This window comes from Aminobacter aganoensis (assembly GCF_014206975.1).
GTDB classification, from domain to species: Bacteria; Pseudomonadota; Alphaproteobacteria; order Rhizobiales; family Rhizobiaceae; genus Aminobacter; species Aminobacter aganoensis.
On record NZ_JACHOU010000022.1, the window covers coordinates 40675 to 59097 of the forward strand.

At 59.0% G+C, this 18423-nt stretch carries 20 protein-coding genes and 1 pseudogene; 12 read left to right on the plus strand and 9 right to left on the minus strand.

Annotation, left to right across the window (positions count from 1 at the left end):
* Window positions 1-36 precede the first annotated feature (36 nt).
* Window positions 37-321: a hypothetical protein gene (locus GGR00_RS25090; protein WP_184702018.1), complete on the plus strand. Its 285-nt coding sequence runs from the start codon at window positions 37-39 to the stop codon at window positions 319-321.
* Between the two features lie 767 nt (window positions 322-1088).
* Window positions 1089-1223 (plus strand): hypothetical protein, encoded by a 135-nt coding sequence (locus tag GGR00_RS28555; RefSeq protein WP_281389309.1) that lies wholly within the window; start codon window positions 1089-1091, stop codon window positions 1221-1223.
* A 184-nt stretch (window positions 1224-1407) separates the two neighbouring features.
* On the opposite strand, the gene GGR00_RS25095 is transcribed toward GGR00_RS28555, so the two are convergent.
* The 3 genes from GGR00_RS25095 to GGR00_RS25105 all read right to left on the minus strand — a co-directional run bounded on the left by GGR00_RS25095 (window position 1408) and on the right by GGR00_RS25105 (window position 2409).
* A complete protein-coding gene (locus GGR00_RS25095) occupies window positions 1408-1581 on the minus strand; it encodes a hypothetical protein (protein ID WP_184702020.1) in 174 nt (57 codons plus the stop codon).
* Window positions 1578-1772, minus strand: a complete 195-nt coding sequence (locus GGR00_RS25100) for a hypothetical protein (RefSeq protein ID WP_184702022.1) — start codon at window positions 1770-1772, stop codon at window positions 1578-1580. The genes GGR00_RS25095 and GGR00_RS25100 overlap by 4 nt, the downstream gene beginning before the upstream one ends.
* Before the next feature lie 499 nt (window positions 1773-2271).
* Window positions 2272-2409 (minus strand): hypothetical protein, encoded by a 138-nt coding sequence (locus GGR00_RS25105; RefSeq protein WP_184702024.1) that lies wholly within the window; start codon window positions 2407-2409, stop codon window positions 2272-2274.
* 686 nt (window positions 2410-3095) lie between these two features.
* Between GGR00_RS25105 and GGR00_RS28385 the strand changes: the two are divergent.
* The 7 genes and pseudogenes from GGR00_RS28385 to GGR00_RS25135 all read left to right on the plus strand — a co-directional run bounded on the left by GGR00_RS28385 (window position 3096) and on the right by GGR00_RS25135 (window position 7502).
* Window positions 3096-3394: pseudogene (locus tag GGR00_RS28385) on the plus strand (PRC-barrel domain-containing protein).
* 287 nt (window positions 3395-3681) lie between these two features.
* Window positions 3682-3873 carry a hypothetical protein gene (locus tag GGR00_RS25110; RefSeq protein ID WP_184702026.1) on the plus strand — a complete coding sequence of 64 codons (192 nt, stop codon included), beginning with the start codon at window positions 3682-3684 and terminating at the stop codon, window positions 3871-3873.
* A gap of 268 nt (window positions 3874-4141) precedes the next feature.
* Window positions 4142-4447, plus strand: a complete 306-nt coding sequence (locus GGR00_RS25115; protein ID WP_184702028.1) for a hypothetical protein — start codon at window positions 4142-4144, stop codon at window positions 4445-4447.
* Window positions 4448-4496: 49 nt separating this feature from the next.
* A complete protein-coding gene (locus tag GGR00_RS25120) occupies window positions 4497-4730 on the plus strand; it encodes a hypothetical protein (protein WP_184702030.1) in 234 nt (77 codons plus the stop codon).
* A gap of 24 nt (window positions 4731-4754) precedes the next feature.
* Complete coding sequence (locus GGR00_RS25125; protein ID WP_184702032.1) at window positions 4755-4958, plus strand: hypothetical protein; 204 nt, start codon at window positions 4755-4757, stop codon at window positions 4956-4958.
* Window positions 4959-5785: 827 nt separating this feature from the next.
* Window positions 5786-6286 (plus strand): YciE/YciF ferroxidase family protein, encoded by a 501-nt coding sequence (locus GGR00_RS25130; RefSeq protein ID WP_055975764.1) that lies wholly within the window; start codon window positions 5786-5788, stop codon window positions 6284-6286.
* A gap of 199 nt (window positions 6287-6485) precedes the next feature.
* Entirely contained in the window at window positions 6486-7502 is a 1017-nt protein-coding gene (locus GGR00_RS25135; RefSeq protein ID WP_184702033.1) for a YihY/virulence factor BrkB family protein, read from the plus strand.
* A gap of 21 nt (window positions 7503-7523) precedes the next feature.
* On the opposite strand, the gene GGR00_RS25140 is transcribed toward GGR00_RS25135, so the two are convergent.
* Genes GGR00_RS25140 through traA form a run of 3 tightly spaced genes read right to left on the minus strand, consistent with a single transcriptional unit; the run spans window position 7524 to window position 12503 of the window.
* Entirely contained in the window at window positions 7524-8672 is a 1149-nt protein-coding gene (locus GGR00_RS25140; protein WP_184702035.1) for a conjugal transfer protein TraB, read from the minus strand.
* Window position 8673: 1 nt separating this feature from the next.
* The gene (traF, locus tag GGR00_RS25145; RefSeq protein ID WP_184702037.1) at window positions 8674-9204 is read right to left on the minus strand and encodes a conjugative transfer signal peptidase TraF; all 531 of its coding nucleotides are present in this window, start codon (window positions 9202-9204) and stop codon (window positions 8674-8676) included.
* The gene (traA, locus tag GGR00_RS25150; RefSeq protein ID WP_184702039.1) at window positions 9201-12503 is read right to left on the minus strand and encodes a Ti-type conjugative transfer relaxase TraA; all 3303 of its coding nucleotides are present in this window, start codon (window positions 12501-12503) and stop codon (window positions 9201-9203) included. The genes traF and traA overlap by 4 nt, the downstream gene beginning before the upstream one ends.
* Window positions 12504-12646: 143 nt before the next feature.
* Between traA and GGR00_RS25155 the strand changes: the two genes are divergently transcribed.
* From GGR00_RS25155 to traG, 3 genes are read left to right on the plus strand one after another with little or no spacing between them, the layout of a single operon-like run.
* Window positions 12647-12925, plus strand: coding sequence for a TraC family protein (locus GGR00_RS25155; protein WP_055975748.1), 279 nt, complete (start codon window positions 12647-12649; stop codon window positions 12923-12925).
* A gap of 4 nt (window positions 12926-12929) precedes the next feature.
* Window positions 12930-13145, plus strand: coding sequence for a conjugal transfer protein TraD (gene traD, locus GGR00_RS25160; protein ID WP_055975745.1), 216 nt, complete (start codon window positions 12930-12932; stop codon window positions 13143-13145).
* Window positions 13132-15021 carry a Ti-type conjugative transfer system protein TraG gene (traG, locus tag GGR00_RS25165; protein WP_184702040.1) on the plus strand — a complete coding sequence of 630 codons (1890 nt, stop codon included), beginning with the start codon at window positions 13132-13134 and terminating at the stop codon, window positions 15019-15021. Before traD ends, traG begins: the two co-directional genes overlap by 14 nt.
* 91 nt (window positions 15022-15112) lie before the next feature.
* Here the strand turns inward: traG and GGR00_RS25170 are convergent, their stop codons facing one another.
* From GGR00_RS25170 to GGR00_RS25180, 3 genes are all read right to left on the minus strand, one after another.
* Complete coding sequence (locus GGR00_RS25170; RefSeq protein WP_184702042.1) at window positions 15113-16567, minus strand: NAD-dependent succinate-semialdehyde dehydrogenase; 1455 nt, start codon at window positions 16565-16567, stop codon at window positions 15113-15115.
* Between the two features lie 36 nt (window positions 16568-16603).
* A complete protein-coding gene (locus tag GGR00_RS25175) occupies window positions 16604-17611 on the minus strand; it encodes an arginase family protein (RefSeq protein ID WP_184702044.1) in 1008 nt (335 codons plus the stop codon).
* Window positions 17612-17685: 74 nt separating this feature from the next.
* Window positions 17686-18417 (minus strand): amino acid ABC transporter ATP-binding protein, encoded by a 732-nt coding sequence (locus GGR00_RS25180; protein ID WP_281389311.1) that lies wholly within the window; start codon window positions 18415-18417, stop codon window positions 17686-17688.
* Between the last annotated feature and the right edge of the window lie 6 nt (window positions 18418-18423).

The window sequence follows — 18423 nt, forward strand, 5'->3', positions numbered from 1 at the left end:
GCGCAAAACCCCTGCCGGCTTATCCCTAAAGGCACCATGGACGTAAATGGCGACGGAGTGAAGGTGTCGGTGGCGCCCGATCTCAGGATGAACCGAAAAGACCTATTGCGCGTGCTGATAGTCTTCACCTTGGCTGCGCTTTCGTTCCTCCTCGTCGAGACCGGAGTTCTCGCGACGCTTCTCGCCATTGGCGGCATACTCGCCATCGCAACCCTCGTTCGGGTCATCCTCACAGGGGAATGGTCGGATACGAGTTGGTTCGGCAAGTTGGTGCAAGCGATCGCCAAGGGCTTGGGTGGTAGGCCGGACGAAGCCGAATAACCACAACGCAAAAAAGCCCCCGCCACTTTTCCGCAGCGGGGGTAGGGATGGGAGAGTTTCTACGGCTTCAGCCTAACATGATTCTACTGCCGCTACGGCAGCTTGAAACCACCGCCCATCATGAAGGCGACGATCGCCAGGGTGATGCCGCTGATGACCCGCTTAGCGACCAGCGAATGGTCGACAAGCGCCGGCAGCACATATTTCGGAGAACTGCACCGACCATAACGTGGCCCCGTGCTGCCTCTGTGGCCAGCCGATCCACCGCCACAACGACCGTCACTACGACTGCGCCCAAGTGAAGAAGACTTGCCCCGGATCAGAAAGGCCAAACGCCAGCAGGCCATGCACGAGGGCACGAAGGAAATTTCCCGCCGCTTCGCACGCCCGGCCGGCTTGGTCTACGATTGGCAGAAGCGCCGCTGCGTTTCTGCCGATTGAGGAACATTCTTGAAATTTACGCTCGTCGCGATACGCTCAGTCGTTCCCGTTTTCCAGGCGGAGGTATCGCTATGGCTGAGGCACGATATCTAAACCACAGGCTGGAATGTCCCTATTGCAAAACGATCCGGTTGAGGATTCCAGAGGACGCTAATCCAGAGACGCCTATCGCATGCGACGACTGCGGCAAATATCTAGGGACATGGGATGAGCTGCAAACCGATCTGGCAAGGCAAGGTGGGACAAACGGCGCGTTCCTGATAGAGAAAGGCCGCATCAGGAAGATCGGCTAGCGTTTCTTTGTCAAAATTCGAGCTACGACAGTCATGGCCGAGATCAGCCACAAGCTGCCGAGCTTGTTGTTCCGTGATGCCTTCCATCAAGCGCCGAACCAGGAACGCTCCATGCTGAGCGGTTCCCGAGGTTCGTTCATTTCGCGTACCTTTTTCTCACGGATCTGACGGAAAGGCCCACCGCCCCCGGTTGGACGCGGAAGCGATAGGCCCGCTGCTGGAGCGAAACGTCCTGAGGGGTGCCGAATCGCTCCGGTATCGAAATACACAACCGCCTGTATAGTTCCCAATTGCAAGAAGCCCCGCACCTTTCGGCGGCGGGGCAGTTGGTCATACCACTCAAGGTGCAAGCTTAGCATACAGCCAGCGTCGGGAAAATGGTCAGGGCGGCGGCCGGCCTGTCATTAGTACCACATAGCGACGCTTGACGACGCCAGTTGAGCACGATGCCGCCGATGAACCACAGTGCCTTGCCGAGCTTCCCCGCGCCGGCCACCTGCTGGTGCACGCCGAGATAGTCCTTCACGCCCGACTCGATGGCATCCGGCCTTCGTTCAGTCCCTTCACCTCATTGCGCAGCGTGTGGATTTCGAGGGTCAAGGCCTGCAATTCATGCATTCTAAGGCGGCTTTCAGAGGCGTCCTTGTGGCTTTCGGTCAGCGCCGCGACCACGCCGATGAGCTTGCCAATTTCGAATTCACTGTTGCTCGACGTCATTTGCACTGCCCTTCGAGGGCGTCGACAGGGCGCCGTGGCGGCGTGCACATTCGCCCAGCGCTGGGTCCTTACCCCATAGGCGGGTTACTTCCGACAAGGTCAGATTGCGAGACGGAACGTCCTGCACACCCTGACAGGGCAGTCGGAGCGATGTCGGTATTCTCGCCATCGGCAAGGGCTCAGCGACCAACCGGGTGATGGCGTCAGACAGTCGCGAGCTTCGGATTGTGGGATGCCGGCGAGCGAATGGACGGCCAAGACAATATCGTCGATCGGATCGTGGATCAGTTCCGGCGCATCTAGGGCTACGTTCGCATCTGTGCCTGGGGAAGCGCATCACCCAGCCGTGGGAAGCGTTGCGGCCAGACAGCCTTGTTGCGCTCGGCATACGAATAGGTCAGGTTCTCGACCCAAATTTAGCTGGGACTGGGTCTACCTCGCCGCGAACATCATCCCTTTGATGTTGATCTGGCCGCGTGAATTGGCCGGTCGCATGATCCTAGATGTCGCCTGCCCCGGCAGTATCGGTGGCCACCAGCACCTTGCCTTCGAAGGCAAAACCATCCCTGGCCAGGATCACATTTTCGACGACCAGCGTGCCGGCGTCGATCACGGCGAAGTTCTTGGGATCGCTCATGTTCAGCCCACCACTCGGATGATTATTTTGCCTGCGCCGCCTGATGCGTTTCTGCCATCGCCACAACCCGGAACACTACCCGCAACGTTAATTGCGCCGCCGTTGGCGCCGAACTGTGACGTACCGACTGCGCCGCTACCGCCAGTTCCCAACCCGCCGCCGCCTTAGAGGGCATCACCGCCTCTGGTACCGCCTGCTCTCACTCTCCTTGCCATCACCTCACGGGCCTAAGCCTCGTCCCGTCCGCCGGCCTGTCCCTGACGTAGCCACTCGCAGCGGCTAGTTCTCTATCGTTCCTTGCTGAACCGCTCTCTGATCGATCGTTTCGCCGTAGAACTCCATCGCTCCCCAAGCGAGGGCTGCCAGGATAAGCGCTCCCAGGAGAACCAGTAGCACTTGATAGCCACGATGCCCCTGGCGGGCTCTCCAACTCGGAATGGTCTTGGCCATAACTTTTCTCCATGCAGCTTGGGCGTCAGACAATCGACTGCAGTCCGAACCCATGCGATTGGAGATGGTTCCCCCATTGAATCACCCCGCCTGCTTGACGGGTGTCCTATGATCCGAAAGTTCAGGGAGGGGTCGGGGCACGCCAAATAGCGTCTGCGATCACATATACTCCGCTAGGTTGGAACGGATCCGTGGTTGATCTGTTACGGCCATCTAACCCAGCGAGGAAACCAGTAATGGACCACAGCAATCATGTCCGCCTAACCGAAGCAGAACTCACCGCTGACATTCTCACGGACGCAACGATTTACGGGCCCGACGACGAGGATATCGGATCGGTCTCGCATGTGCAGGTTCCGGCAACACTGCCCAAATCATAATTGATGTCGGGGGCTTCCTCGGCATCGGCGCCAAACCAGTTGCAGTACCATGCGGCCAGTTGGACTTCATGCGCGACGAGGACGGCGAGGTTCACGCAGTCACGACCTGGACCAAAGATCAGCTGAAAGACGTGCCTGAGCACGTCGACGACTAGCCAACATTCCAAGGGTTGCGCGGCTGGCGATGGTTGACGACGGTCGCCTAAGTGCCCCTTCCTATCGCCCGACAACGCTCGCATAGTGGCTGCTTAGCGAATTGAGCCTTGCGGGCTGCCTGCCAAGCCTTCAAGTTATACCAGCGGCGATACTCCGGAGCCTCAGACTACGACTACACGGCATTGTGGTTTCTCGCCGGTTTGAGCGCTCGGCGGCATAGTCTGGCGCGCTAAACTTTGGGACCCTCGGGCCCAGAGAGATTGAGGTGGAGTAACAGGGCCCGGAGATGAGCGAAACGAAGCCGATCGTCGGATATGCTGTTTACCCACCGGCGTTGCCTGGTCTGCCGTATCTTGCCGTAACCCTTCTGCCGGACGGCAAGGTTGAAGCTCGTCAATTCGAAAGTGCCGAAGCGGCCAATCTCTACATCGTCAAACTATCAAAGGGCAGTCTCATCCCCCAGTCACGAAAACATTGAGACTTTCCGGGCGCTGCTGAGCGTCACCTGTTCAACTATCAGGACGGCGATGTCTGACCAGAAACACCGCTATATACGGTCTACTTCAAGATGAGACTCGGCCTACTTGCGCTAACCGGCTGCTCTACCCTGCTGAACTCGATGCCGGGCTACCCTCCCGGCTGACCGCTGGTGCCGGACACCAACCCGGCTGGTTGCGATGAGCCAGGCTTGGTCAAACCGGAACATCTTCTCCAGCTATGGGTTCTATGTCCATAAGGAGATTCCGATGGCTACCAACATGAGTCCCGAAGGGAGGCCTGCGACCCCGACGCGACCAGACTTAGAGACACAAGGCATAAAGAACGGACGTGCAGATCAAATCGGTCAGCCGATCAACCCAGGCCTGACACCGCTGGCTGCCGAGGACCAAATGGTGCCTCCACCGCGCCCGACCAGCTATAACCCCACAAACGTCATTTCGCGCGCAGAAGAACAGCGCGGTACTAGAAGAATATGGATGTGGGTCGTCGCGGTTATCGCTGCGATTTTTGTTGCCTTGCTAGCAGTGTCGTTCTTCGCGACGACCACGTGAAAACTGGTTTGCGCGTTGTTCTGCAGGTTTCGGCTAACGGAGCGAAACCATGACTGGGATCATGTGGCTTGGTGCGTTGCTGGTTGTTTCCGGCGTGATGATGCTGGCTTTGACGGCTATTAATCGTGGTCGGCTCAGCGAAAGCCATACTGACCCAATCGCAGGCCGGACTCTTGAGCCCTCACATCGAGGTCTAAGGTTTCTTGAATGGCGTCAATACTGGCTCGGTATTTTATTGGTCTTGCTTGGCGCGTTCACCCTTTTCGCGTGGGCACTTGCCTGAACTCCGCACTGACTGGAAATTCCTATGTTCATCAACCTGACGCTATACGAAGAGGCCGCAACGGCCATCTTCATCAACGTAATACACATCATCAGTTTTACGCGGAAAGCCGGCGTGAATTTCACCGAGGTGCACTGCAGCAGCATGGGCGGCGAAAGTACGACCATCTACCTCGTTACCGAAACGGTCGAAGAGATCGTCGAACTTGTACAGGTAGAGGACGCCTGACGCCCTGTTGGCTTGATCCTCTGGCCCTCTATCGGGTCAAGGAGATCAGGCCTGTTTGCTGGTTTTGCGTCCGCGACATCCAGTTCGTGACTGTCACTATCTTGCCGAAATCCCCTACCCTGATTGGCAGAAGTGGCGCCGCCCCAGTTAGGTGCCTGTAACGATTGGGTTTTTCTAAGGATCGCGGCGCGATGGCTTTGCGTTTGCTGGTCTATCCGCCGTTCTGCCGTCCTACGAACGCGGCCTGTTTTCTTGCAGAACTCGCGGAACAGCCGACCAAGTAAGGCGTGGCAGGCATATCGCCCACTTGCCGAGGATCACACGCCGTTCAGCCCCTGCCACAACGGGCAGCAATGCGTCGCGGCGACCGATGACCGCCTGTATGGCGGCGATCGCGATGCAGTCGCCGGGCATGAAGCCTGCCGAGGGGTATTTGGAGATACGGACTCCGGCGCGCTCGCACACCTGCGGGGCGAAGACCCGAACCCGGGCTGGGCAAATGCTATCGCACGCTCGCGGCGTGGCTAGCTGGAGTGCGAGAAGAAGAAATGCTGGTCGCATCGACACGCGAACAATGAAATTGCTAACGGATTCCGGTACAAAGCAGTGATCGGGTGCCGCTCAGGCGTAAATGAATTGCGGATTGCTTTGCAGCCTTCACCGCCAGACAAGCATGCGATCACACGCCAAGACCCGATAAATGCCACCGCCAAGGCCCCACTCGAGATTCCCCGCTGCGGAAAGTCCGATAGCGATCATTGCGGCCGGAACCTACCGCAGCATCACTCGTTCTTTGCCCAGAGGCGGATTTCAAAAAGGAGCCACCCATGCCTACCAAAGAAAAGGGTCTCGACGACCTGTTCTATGACACCCTGCGGGACATCTATTACGCCGAACGCAAGATCCTGAAGGCGCTACCGAAGATGGCGCGGGGCGCCAGTTCCCAGGAACTGAAAGCCGCGTTCGAAAAACATCGGGATCAGACCGAGGGTCACGTCGAGCGCCTGCAGCAGGTGTTCGAACTTATCGGCAAGCGTGCCCAGGGCAAGACCTGCCCAGCGATCGACGGCATCATCGAGGAGGGCGAGGAAATCCTCGAAGAGTTCAAGGGAACCGCGGCAGGAGACGCTGGCCTCATCTCCGCCGCCCAGGCTGTCGAGCACTACGAGATCACAAGATACGGCACACTTCGTCGCTGGGCCGAAATCATGAAGATGCCCGACGCCGCCAAGCTTTTTGCTGCGACCTTGATGGAAGAGGAAACGACCGACAAGGACCTGACAAAGCTTGCTGACAGCAAGTCGAATCGTGAGGCTCTTGCGGCATGACAGCCAACAGAGGCCGGTCGCACTGCGGCCGGCCTCTGTCATGCGTCGGCCTGGCGTTCGCCAGGATGGAGGAATGGAATATCGGCCTTTGTCCCCGGACCTGACAGGCAGCACGGAACACTACCGCGCAAAACGAGAGCATAGGTCGCGATACCAAAGAAAGGGAGCCGGAGTACCCAGAGCAGCGAGGACGTTTTCGATGAGCACTTGGTTTTGGGAAGGATATGCCTTGGTGAAAGAGAGCACTCTGGCATTCGTCGAAGACAACGCACTTAGTCACGGGGCTGCGATGGCCTTTTATGCCGCCACATCCTTGGCCCCGATCCTGTTGATTGTCGTCGCTATTGCTGGGATCGCGTTCGGCCACGAGGCAGCGGAGCTGGCATTGTCGGCACAGATTTCCGGGCTTATGGGATCGCAAAGCGCAGACCTTTTGCGGGAGGCGTTGCAAAGCGCTTCCGCCAGGACGAGCGGCATGCTTGCCACGGTAACCGGATTGGTCGCATTGTTCCTGACCGCCTCCGGTGTCTTTGGCGAGATGCAGTCGGCGCTGAATTCCATCTGGAAAGTCGAACCGCACGGAACTTCAGTCTCGCGTCTGGTCAGAGCCCGAGCTGCCAGCCTGGGTCTTGTAGCGGCACTTGGATTTCTTCTGCTTGTCTCTCTAGCTGTGAGCGCCGCCATCTCATCGATGAGCGACATGATAAACGCTCGCTTGCCGTTGGGGACCGTCGTTCTTGCGACAATCAATACGACCATTTCCTTTGTCCTGATCGCTGCCATGTTTGCTGCGATCTACAAGATCCTGCCGGACCGCAGACTGGAATGGAGGGACGTCATTGTTGGCTCCATGGTCACGGCCGCGCTGTTTACTTTAGGCAAATCACTTATCGGCTGGTACATAGGCATAAGCGAGATTGCTTCTTCCTACGGCGCCGCCGGCGGGCTGCTGGTCATCCTGCTTTGGGTCTACTACTCCTCCCAGATATTCCTTTTCGGAGCCGAGTTGACGCGCGCCTATTCTGCCCGTCACGGTAGCTGGGCACGGCCCCCTTCACCCCTCACGGTTCCGCCTCAGCACATGGCAATTGGAACTGCACCCACAAGAAAAGCTGCCGGCGACCTTGGTCGGATGACATTGCTGGCGGCAGCCTGGACGCTCGGTGCCCTCGCTGCGCGGATGTGGCGTTCAAAACGTCAATCTGGCCGCCCCTGAGATTACCTGGTTTTGTGGGCACTACCTGTTGAACGCCATGACAACCGGTTTCGAAAAGAGCTTCGCCCAGGCAATGGTGCTGGCTTTCTGGATAGGGACGATCGAAGTGCGGTCCGCCCACCAGACATTTGCCATAGCGACAACGATGTCAGGTGAACCCAGCATGGATTGCACTATCGGCCAGACCAGCAGTTGCTCATAGCAGAGCAATGGCGCCACCAGCATTCCGTCAACTTCGACGATGGGGTTAGCGAGGAAGTGAGCACGCGCACCGCCTCCATCTGACCACACCCGCCAGGGCTGCCACATCGAAAGCGGCACCGGCATTCTCTGCCGGTAGAGGGTTGCCGGGTTGCCGGAGGTGACCATGATGGCGTTGTCGTAACCTGGGCCGTCGGGAATGGTGGCCCCAGCCATTACCTTGACGCCGATCCTCTTTGTTTCGTTGTGCCAGAGCCTCGCGACGGTTGGCGTCCATTGGCCAATGGCGTTCTCCGGAAGCAGGACGATCCTGGCGCCCTTCGCCGCGGCTGCACCAGCCTTTTCGATCAGTTCACGGTGGTGTTCCAAGCCGATATCGCGGCCAAGCCGTTGCCCGTATTCGAGATCCAGCCCTGCCCAACCACTCGGGGTCGTCGGATTCTTCCATTCTGCCACCGACAAGAGCCAAAGGCTGCCCAGTATAAGGGCCGCAGGCAGCCAGCGACGCGTGGTCATTGCGGCAAGCGCAAGGACGGCCGCTCCCAGTCCCCACCATCCTCCACCGGGAAACAATACTCCCGCAGCAGTGACGGGATGCGCCCAACCGACAATACCCAAGGGAGGGAGAGCCATGAGAAGGCTGGCGAAGAGATACCGTCGGGTTTGCTGCCGTCGGCCAGGCTGAGTCCAGAGAATGGAATGCGTGGCAACGAAAACGAGCGAGGCTGCGCCCCACAACAGAACACCATACCAAGGCACGGTGGCGTAGTAGGTGGAGACGCCCTCGGGCAGACCTCGGGACGCTGCCAGAAAATAGCTTGCAGATACGAGCGCGGCGATGGGCCGCGATGGCGAACGCGCCCAAAGTAGGGGAAACATCATGGCAGCGGGAAGCGTTCTGACATCGCCGCTCCAGCCGACAAGGCCGATGGTGGCTGCACCGAAGACGAGCAGTGGAGCAGGCCACATGCTAACGAGGCAAGGTTAGAACGGGACGCGCAAAGCCCAACAGTCCTTCTGCTGGAATTGGCCCGAAATATCGGGAATCATACGAGCCTTCGAAAGACGACTGGAGAAACAGGGTTCCGAAGGGCACGCGGCCGCCAGACCAGGGCTGCATTGGCCTGCCCTGACCGTCAAACCGTCTGATCGCGGAAGAGGCAAGCCGAGTGCCGTCAATGATGACCTCCCTGTCGATTTCGACCGCCTGGCCGGGCAGCGCTGCAACCGGCTTGATTAGGGGGGCAAAGCCACCCGGACATAGCCCGCGCTGAAGGTAGCCACGTGAAAGAGCCTGGCCGGACAGGCCACCTGGCTGCGGACAGGCAAACACGATGTCTCCGACCCTTACCGGCCTTCGGATCGTCTCGATGCGCCAGAGGCCGAGTGGAACACTCGGCGTCATGTTAAGACGGTAGCCTCCCATCAACCCCGCTGCCACAATTGTGAAATTCCCCGCCGCGGCCATTGCGAGCACCGCGACTGCCCGAGCGCCCCTCATTGCCTGACCACCGGCGACTGGCGGTGCTGATGAACGAGATCTTCCGTCCAATTGTGCTTGGCCGTCATCCGTTCAAATGCGGCAAGCTGCTGGGCGGTTCTCATCAGGGGCCATGCCTCGCGCAAGCGTTGTTTGTCCTTGTCGCCAAGCTCCCTCGCAAACTGGTTGAACTGTCCGTCCTCGGGCGTCAGCGCGGCCTTGGTCAACAACGTTCGCTCACCAAATCGCAGCGATACTGCCCGGTTGAACCTCTCAATCTCAAGGCTGATGGCGGGATCCCCCATGGCGCAGTCTCGAGCGGTGGAAAGATCGTTTCGCCCGATCGCTTCCTGCGCTCGAAACAAGGCATTGACCGCACCTTCGGATAGCGCCGGAATATCGACCGACATTTGTTGTCGACGAACTTCCTCGTCCGTTCTTGCTTGCACAACAGCAAGCCCGCGCATGTCGAGGTAACGATCGATATCCCGCTTCAAGGGCTCGACATTGGCAAGAGCCAGTTGCCGTTCCATCCTTGAGCTTTTCGACGAAAGAACTCCCGTTTTGCCCTTGAGTGGCCCGATCGACGCCGGATTTACCACGAGGCGGTCGAGCATGGGTATGCGCTTCGCAGTGCCGGCGACAACCTCCTTGAACTGCATTGCGTGCAACGCCGCCTCGGCATCGACAAAGACATATGAAAGGCGGCGTGTGATCTCCTGCCAGCCGCGCGCGAGAACTTGGTCGTGCAGGAGTTTCTGCTCAACGGCATCGTCCAAGGTCACGACGTGGAGTTTCACTCCGGGCACCATGGGCTGGTCTTTCGGCGATGCCTGATGCGTCATGGCAGGCATAAGACCAAGGCGGGCACCCGTGCGGCGCAGCGCCGTACCCAATTCTGCCAGCCGCTGCCTTTGCCGCAGCGCCCAATCGAGATTGCAACGCAAGATGGTTCGGGCGGCAATGACGATGTCGAGCCCCCGATTCTGGGCAAAGCTTAGTGCGTGCCGGTAGCGGCCGCGCCCTTCGTAGTCGAGCGTGGTTTCCTTGGCGTTCTGACGTGCAAGGACTTTCGAAAGGCCGCCCTGGAGCGCGAACGAACGACGGCTGTAATAGAGCTTCATGTCCTCGCGATGCCGCGTCATCGCAACATAGGTCAGATGCCGGTCGAGCGAGAGGGACGCAAGCACTTTGACCCGATCCACCGTGGCACCCTGGCTTTTGTGGACAGTCATCGCGTAGCCATGATCGACATCCCGGTAGGAAAGGTGTTCGGCGGCAATTCTTCTGGCTGACTCACTCTCTCCAACCGCTGCGACGATCTTGCCCGGCGCGGCCTCGACGACCCGACCCAGCATGCCATTCTTCACTCCGAGCGCGCTGTCGTTCCTCAGAAAGACAATCTGGTCGCCGATATCGAAATTTCGCAGACCGGTAGACGTGTTGAAGTCGTGTCCCGCCCCGACAAGTCCACGCTTGACCAGCTTCTCGCGGGCAAGTTCGTTCAGAACTCTAACGTCCCGGCGCAGATGCGCGAGAATGAGTGTCGACTTCCGGGAATCATATTCCCGGCTCCAGTCCGCAATCAGGCTACCAATCGCCTGTTCCTTCAGCTCGGAACCAAGCACCGCTCCATGCGAACGGTAGCTTGCAATGGCTTCCTCCACCTTTCCCCGGGCGAGACTGAGCGAGGCCTCCCGCATCCAGCCTTCGCGCTGGCGATAGATGGTCTCGAGTTCTACATAGCCAATGCGCCCGACAATTGCCCGAAAGGCAGCACCGGCACCGATCGGCTGCAATTGCCCGGGATCGCCGACCAGTACCAGTTTCGCACCGGTCTCGATCGCCGATGCCACGACGGACGCCATTTCCTTGGACCCGACCATGCCCGCCTCATCCAGCACGAACACAGTCCTCTGATCGAGCCGATCGGCACCCCGTTTCCAGAGAAGTTGCCAGGAAGCAAGCGTTCGGCTGGGGATGCCTGCTTCCTTTTCGAGCCCTTCCGCCGCCTTGCCGGCAAGCGCTGCCCCCACGACATGATAACCGGCAGCTTCCCAGGATTCGCGTGCGGCCCGCATCATTGTGGTCTTGCCCGCCCCAGCGAGACCAACGACGGCGGCTATCCTGGAAGAACCTGTGACATGCTCGAGTGCGCAGCGCTGTTCGTCCGACAATTTCGGGTGGCGGAGATATGCTCTTTCAAGCACGACCTCACGAACACTCCGGCCAGCCTGACGGGAAAGCCAATTTGCCCTGCTCACCATTTCCGCCTCGAGGCGGATGAGTTCTCTGGTGGTATACCGGGCGGGCAAGCGCTCGCCGCTTCCGATCGCGATGGTTTCGCCCTGCAACTGCAGCAGCCGCGGACTTGCAAGGATGCGCGTCAGCATTTGCTGGAACAAGTTGGGATCATCGATATAGCGGTGGAGCACCTTCGCCACGTCGCGCTGATCGAAGACGCTCTTTTCCGAGACGATCAGATCAACCACCGTTTCTGGCCGCCTGAGAACCCGCCGACGGTTTTCGGAACGTTGCTGTTCCAGGAATTCGCGACGCTCCAAGGAAGGCTTCACGCCTTTGAAGCTGGCCTTGCGTTCTACCGCTTTTGCGCCAACACCCAGATGAGAGGTTGGCAAGAGATCTATCCCCTGCTTTGTGTAAGAGCGCCCATCAACCCGAAGGTCGAGACCATCGAGGGCGAGATGATGGTTCAGCCGGTTGAACCAACCATCGCGGAATTCGGCGAAGTCGCTGGCATCTCCCGCCCAGAGGCCATAGACGATCTTGCCGGCTGGCGTCCGCAAAGGCTGCCCATCCGTAGAGAGAACTGCAACTTTCTTGGGACCGAATCCGGTCTCCGCCAAGGGCCGCAAGGTCATCATCAAATGGATGTGGGGATTGCCGGGTGCGTCGTGATAGACCCAATCTGCAACCATTCCCCTGGATAGGATGTGCTGGCGCACGAAGTCCCTGACGAGCTCGATGTTCTGGCTGGCCGACAACTCCATTGGCAATGCGATGGTCAGGTCCTTGGCAAGCTGAGCGTCATTCCTCTTCTCGAAGTTCTCCACAGCGTTCCAGAACGCCTCCGAGGCTTTGGATGGCGGGCTGTCTGAGACCATGTCCCTTGCCCACCCTGGAGCATCGGGGGGCAGGACGAACTCTTCATGGAGAAGACCTTTCTTGGCGCGATAGTCAGCGGCCTTGGCCTCGCGCTCGAAGTTCATACGAGCGCAATGGCGATAGGCTGCCGATAGCACAGCGCTGCGACCGGTGCCGCGGCCTATGATGCTGACTGAAAAATGAGCGATGGCCAAAGGCAAGGATGTCCTTAAGCTAGAAGCGCTGCATGTTCCATGCCGACCCCTCCTCAGCCACTCCTCAAATCTGACGATTGCCAAATGCCGCCGCCAAATCCTCCTTTCAGGCGAATGTTCCAGGACAAGGAAGGCATACGCCGATGAGACGACCGGTTGCAAAGATCAGGCTGGAAATCGGACGGCTCCAGGAACAGTTGCGGCAAGCCGAAACCCGTGAAGCCGAGCGGGTCGGGCGGCTGGCGCTGCGTGCCGGTCTTTGTGAGATTGAGGTCGACGATGTCGTGCTCGTGGCCGAACTCGAAAAGCTTGCAAGCCGCTTTCGAAGCGCGCCACCCTTATCGCTGGCAACCCAAGGCAAAAGCAGAATGGGCGAGCAAGTCATTTCTGGCGCGCCTAAGGGCGGCAACGGCGCGGCTTGAGAGAATGTTGAACAAGGCCACTCAAGAAGCGCGCAGGAAAGACGCGCGTGAAAAGATCGAGCTTGGCGGCCTGATCGTCAAGGCCGGGATGCGCTACGAGAAAAGAGCATTGTTGCTTGGCATTCTCATCGACGCCAGCCAACGCCTCAGGGACGACGAATCCGAACGTCTTCGCCTGACTGCTATCGGGAACAGGGCCTTCGGCAGTGGCAGCGACTAAGATCTTGCTGTCTGTCGCTCCCGCTGCAGCAATGCTCACGGTCCTCGCTGGCACGCCCGACCTGGATATCCGGCTGGTGACACTCGCAAAGACAGAGGCCAGCAGGATCGTTCTGTTCGAGATCGGCCGTGCCGCACCGTTCGTACTGGCAAGTTCATTGGGTGCTGTTGCCCTGTTTGCCTGCCAGGGCATGGTTGCCATAAGGCACGCTGGTCTAAGCGTCACGGGAGGCTGCCTCGTGCTGCTGGCGCTTGCAGGATTTTGGGACGCTGGGCCACAATGGACACCCAAGGACGGTCTGCCTGCGGGCAAGAACGAAGCTGCGTTGCCCGAACTCGCGTTGGTCATCAGCGTTACCGCAACCTTTCTTGCAGCGGCATTTGCGCTCCGTGTCGCGATGGTAGGCAATATGGCTTTTGCTTCGGACACGCCGCGGCGATTGCGAGGGCGACGGGCCATTCATGGCGATGCGGTATGGATGTCCATGCGGGACGCATCAAATCTGTTTCCGGCGCGAGGCGGCATCGTCCTGGGCGAGCGATATCGGGTTGATCGCCAAAGTGCATCGGCTGTTTCCTTTCGCCCGGACAAACCGGACAGTTGGGGTGCCGGCGGCAAGGCTCCCCTTCTGTCATTTGATTGTACGTTCGGGTCGACCCACGGCGTCGTCTTTGCAGGCTCCGGCGGTTTCAAGACAACTTCGGTGACCATTCCGACAGCGCTGACCTGGGGCAGCGGGCTCGTGGTGCTCGATCCATCCGGCGAGGTCGCCTCAATTGCCCGTGAACATCGACGCCGGCATGGACGACACGTGATTGTTCTCGACCCCAATGACCGCCTGACGGGGTTTAATGCCCTCGACTGGATCGGCAGGTTCGGCAGCAGCAAGGAAGAAGACATCGCAGCCGTGGCGACCTGGATCATGACCGACACTGCGCGCCTGTCGGCACGCGACGACTTTTTCCGGTCGTCCGCGCTGCAGCTTCTGACCGCTTTGATTGCCGATGTTTGCCTGTCTGGACATACGGCAGAATCCGATCAGACGCTCCGCCAGGTACGAGCCAATCTCGCCGAGCCCGAACCAAAGCTGCGTGAACGTCTGATCCGCATTCACGACATGTCCGCTTCTACATTCGTCCGCGAAAACGTGGCACCCTTTATCGCAATGACGCCCGAGACCTTCAGCGGTGTCTATGCCAATGCCATCAAGGAAACGCACTGGCTTGCCTATTCCAACTACGCTGCCCTAGTGGCCGGCTCGAGTTTCACTACAAGCGATTTGGCGGAGGGCAACACCGACATATTCCTCGCGTTCGACCTGAAGGTGCTCGACACGCATCCCGGCCTAGCGCGGGTGGTGCTGGGGTCGTTGCTCAACGCGATCTACAATCGTTCCGGTAGCGTCGAAAAACGGACCCTCTTCCTTCTCGATGAGGTCGCGCGCCTCGGATACATGCGCATCCTGGAAACCGCACGTGATGCCGGCCGAAAATACGGCATTACCCTTCTGATGATATTCCAGTCTCTGGGGCAGCTGCGGGAAGCTTATGGCGGGCGGGATGCCACAAGCAAATGGTTCGAGTCCGCATCCTGGATTTCATTTGCCGCGATCAACGATCCAGACACGGCCGAATATGTGTCGAGGCGATGCGGCGATACCACCGTGGAAGTTGACCAGGTGAGTACATCGTCACGCTCCCGAACCCGAACCAAGCAGCTCTCGAGAAGGGCGTTGGTCATGCCGCAGGAAGTGATGGCGATGCGCGCCGACGAGCAGATTGTCTTTACCGCAGGCAACCCGCCATTGCGCTGCGGCCGCCCAATCTGGTTCCGACGCGCCGCTTTCAAGAATTGCGCTACCTCTTCTACAAGCTAGCCGGACTCGGCCTGCAGGAGCGTTAGCAGCTTGTTCAGTCTGCCCGAGCACAGCTTCATAGATGCCGACGAGTCCGACGGCCAGTTCAATCCTACCGATCGAGGCCTGCCAGGAAGAGATACTTCTTCTCGACGAACTCATCGATGCCGTGATGTGATCCTTCCCGCGAATTGCCACTTTCCTTGATTCCCCCGAACGGGGCCAATTCGGAAGAGATGAGCCCCGAGTTAACGCCGACCATCCCGTATTCCAGTGCCTCGCCCACGCGAAATATTCGCCCGATGTCACGGCTGTACAGATAGGCCGCCAAGCCGAATTCGGTGTCGTTAGCGCGACCCACCACATCGTTTTCGTCGTCGAAAACAAAGACAGGGGCGAGCGGTCCGAAGGTTTCTTCCTTTGCAACCGTCATGTCATCGGTCACGCCAGACAACAATGTGGGTTCAAAAAAGGTGCGACCCAACGCATGTCGCCGGCCGCCAACAACGACACGCGCGCCCAGCTCGACCGCGTTGGCGATATGGGCCTCGACCTTGTCGATTGCCTTTTCGTTGATGAGCGGTCCCATCTGCACATCGGCGGATCGACCGTCTCCTACGGCAAGCTTGGTTACCGCAGCCGCAAGCCTCGACGTAAAGTCGTCAGCGATGGCGCGCTGCACATAGATGCGATTGGTACATACGCATGTCTGCCCGCCATTGCGGAACTTGGAGATGATTGCACCTTCGACCGCGGCATCGAGATCGGCATCGTCGAACACGATGAACGGAGCATTGCCGCCGAGCTCGAGCGCGACCTTTTTGACTGTGCCCGCTGACTGCCGCATCAACTGCTTCCCAACCGCAGTCGAACCGGTAAAACTGACGACCCGTACTGCTGGATGGGAGGTCAATACCTCACCAATCGGTGCAGGGGCACCCGTGATGACATTTAGCACGCCTGCGGGAACGCCAGCCCGATGAGCCAATCCGGCAAGTGCGAGCGCTGTGAGGGGGGTCTCTCCAGCAGGCTTGAGTACCACCGTGCATCCGGCGGCCATCGCCGGACCGACTTTTCGGGTGATCATCGCCGCAGGGAAATTCCAGGGCGTGATCGCCGCCACCACCCCGCTTGCCTGGCGAAGCACCAGGATACGCCCGTCGCTGCGATGACTGGGCAACGTCTCGCCGGCGATGCGCTTGGCTTCCTCGGCATAGAACTCGATGTAGCTTGCGGCATAGTCGATTTCGCCTTTTGCCTCGGCAAGCGGCTTGCCCTGCTCGCTGGTGAGGATCAGCGCCAGATCGTCACGATGGGCGACGATCAGGTCGAACCAGCGCCGAAGTATGTTGGCGCGGTCTTTGGCAAGACGTAGCGACCAGGATTTGAAAGCCATTGCGGCAGCCTCGACAGCAGCAATGGCCTCATCGGAGCCAAATGCCGGAACATGTGCCAGCAATTCACCCGTGGCGGGATTTGCCACTGGTGCTTGTCCGGTGCCGACAAACTCGCCATTAACATAGCATTGGGTTCGCAATATCGATGGATCAGTCAGCGTGATGTTCATCGGCACTCTCTTGTGGTGGTTGCGGTGTCCGCGAGCCTATGCGTCAGGATGGTTTTTCTTGTAGTCGGCCATCAATGACAGCAGCTCGAACATCACCACCATGGAATTCATTGCCGTGATCTGGTTCGGATTGTCCTTGGTGGGCATGATGCACACGACGTCGGCTCCCACGACGTTCAGACCACGCAGACCCTGAAGCATACGCATGGCGTCGCCGATACGGATGCCGGGATACCCTGGCTCAAGGTTCGAGACACCAGGGGCATCTGCGGGATCGAGTGAATCCAGATCGAAGGTAACATAGACAGGCATGTCGCCAATCCGGTCCCGCATGGTCTTGATCACGCCCTGGACGCCAATCTCTTCGATTTCATCCATGCCGATGATGCGGTAGCCAAGTTCCTCGCTGGTGTTCTTGGAGCCTGGCGTACCGACATTGGGCCGAATACCGATCTGCGTCGACCGATGGGCATCAACATGGCCTTCTTCGACCGTGTAACTTGCCCAATGTGCCGAGGAACGACGGCTTCCAAGCCAGTGGGGCAGATGTCTGTAACTGTCGGTATGGGCGTCGAAATGCACCAGCGCCACCTTTTGCCCCCCGGTCAGCCGCGAATGAGGGCCAGCCACCGACTTCAGGAGCGGTCCGGTGATGCCATGGTCACCGCCCATGGAAACGAGCCGCGTTCCGGCATCGTTGAACCGCCGCGCATAGGCTTCGATATGCTGAATACTGATGTCGTTGACCATCGCTTCGGGCAACGGCACGTCGCCAGCATCGTTGATGCGGCAGATATCCCACGGAGTAATACCGAAGCGGCCGTGGCTGCGGCGGTACTGCGCCGAGACGTGGCGTACCGCACGCGGACCCAAATGCTGGTCGCGTTCGGTAGATCCGTTGCCCGAGCTGTGAGGAACCCCGAGCAGTGCAATATCGCTATCGGCCGGGTCTTCCTTCCAATCGCAGCGGAAGAAGGTTGGAATGCCCCACCAATACCAGCGTCCCATGTCCTTGCGTGCGGCGTCGAAGTCAAAGTCATTCATAGCGGTTTCCAGTACTCGTAGGGCGAACGACGCCGTGGCGCCAAATGCGCAGCGTCAGCGGCGGGTTGGTGGGGTTAGTATTGTAGTTGTGACAGGAATGTCCGTGCACGCGCCGACGAGGCGGCGGTAAAGAACTGTTCAGGCGGAGCAACCTCCACGATCTGTCCCTTGTCCATGAACACTATGCTGTCTGCCACCTTACGGGCGAATGCCATCTCATGGGTGACGCAGACCATGGTGATGCCGTCGCCTGCCAGCTCAACCATCACGTCCAGCACCTCTCCGACCATCTCGGGGTCGAGTGCCGATGTCGGCTCGTCAAACAGCATCGCCTTAGGTTCCATGCACAACGCCCTCGCTATTGCGACGCGCTGCTGTTGTCCGCCCGAAAGCTGCGAGGGATATTTGTTCGCTTGTTCCGCAATGTGCACTCGAGCCAGGAATTGACGCGCCAGAGCCTCGGCTCGAGCGCGGGGCAGCTTACGGACCTGAACAGGTGCAAGGATGCAATTCTCAAGGACCGTCAGATGAGGAAAGAGGTTGAAGTTCTGGAACACCATACCGACTTCACGCCGAACTTTTTCGATGTTGCGACGTCCTTTTGGCTCGACGCCATCGATGGCGATGGTGCCGCTGTCGTGTGGCGCCAGGTAGTTCATGCACCTGATCAAGGTCGACTTGCCAGATCCTGAGGGGCCGCAGATGACGACTTTCGCTCCTGCCTCGATCGTCAGATTGACATTGTTCAGCGCCACGAAATCGGCATAGCGCTTGCTGACATTTTCAATTCGGATCATTTCGGACATGTGCTG

What these genes read in the sequence shown, in the direction of transcription:
- GGR00_RS25175 (WP_184702044.1), bottom strand. Translation starts at nt 17,611, where the DNA reads ATGAATGACTTTGACTTCGACGCCGCACGCAAGGACATGGGACGCTGG.
- GGR00_RS25105 (WP_184702024.1), bottom strand. Translation starts at nt 2,409, where the DNA reads ATGAGCGATCCCAAGAACTTCGCCGTGATCGACGCCGGCACGCTGGTC.
- traF (WP_184702037.1), bottom strand. Translation starts at nt 9,204, where the DNA reads ATGAGGGGCGCTCGGGCAGTCGCGGTGCTCGCAATGGCCGCGGCGGGG.
- traD (WP_055975745.1), top strand. Translation starts at nt 12,930, where the DNA reads ATGTTGAACAAGGCCACTCAAGAAGCGCGCAGGAAAGACGCGCGTGAA.
- GGR00_RS25140 (WP_184702035.1), bottom strand. Translation starts at nt 8,672, where the DNA reads ATGTGGCCTGCTCCACTGCTCGTCTTCGGTGCAGCCACCATCGGCCTT.
- GGR00_RS25135 (WP_184702033.1), top strand. Translation starts at nt 6,486, where the DNA reads ATGAGCACTTGGTTTTGGGAAGGATATGCCTTGGTGAAAGAGAGCACT.
- GGR00_RS25125 (WP_184702032.1), top strand. Translation starts at nt 4,755, where the DNA reads ATGTTCATCAACCTGACGCTATACGAAGAGGCCGCAACGGCCATCTTC.
- GGR00_RS25100 (WP_184702022.1), bottom strand. Translation starts at nt 1,772, where the DNA reads ATGACGTCGAGCAACAGTGAATTCGAAATTGGCAAGCTCATCGGCGTG.
- GGR00_RS25170 (WP_184702042.1), bottom strand. Translation starts at nt 16,567, where the DNA reads ATGAACATCACGCTGACTGATCCATCGATATTGCGAACCCAATGCTAT.
- GGR00_RS25090 (WP_184702018.1), top strand. Translation starts at nt 37, where the DNA reads ATGGACGTAAATGGCGACGGAGTGAAGGTGTCGGTGGCGCCCGATCTC.
- GGR00_RS25180 (WP_281389311.1), bottom strand. Translation starts at nt 18,417, where the DNA reads ATGTCCGAAATGATCCGAATTGAAAATGTCAGCAAGCGCTATGCCGAT.
- GGR00_RS25130 (WP_055975764.1), top strand. Translation starts at nt 5,786, where the DNA reads ATGCCTACCAAAGAAAAGGGTCTCGACGACCTGTTCTATGACACCCTG.
- GGR00_RS25110 (WP_184702026.1), top strand. Translation starts at nt 3,682, where the DNA reads ATGAGCGAAACGAAGCCGATCGTCGGATATGCTGTTTACCCACCGGCG.
- GGR00_RS25115 (WP_184702028.1), top strand. Translation starts at nt 4,142, where the DNA reads ATGGCTACCAACATGAGTCCCGAAGGGAGGCCTGCGACCCCGACGCGA.
- GGR00_RS28555 (WP_281389309.1), top strand. Translation starts at nt 1,089, where the DNA reads ATGGCCGAGATCAGCCACAAGCTGCCGAGCTTGTTGTTCCGTGATGCC.
- GGR00_RS25155 (WP_055975748.1), top strand. Translation starts at nt 12,647, where the DNA reads ATGAGACGACCGGTTGCAAAGATCAGGCTGGAAATCGGACGGCTCCAG.
- GGR00_RS25120 (WP_184702030.1), top strand. Translation starts at nt 4,497, where the DNA reads ATGACTGGGATCATGTGGCTTGGTGCGTTGCTGGTTGTTTCCGGCGTG.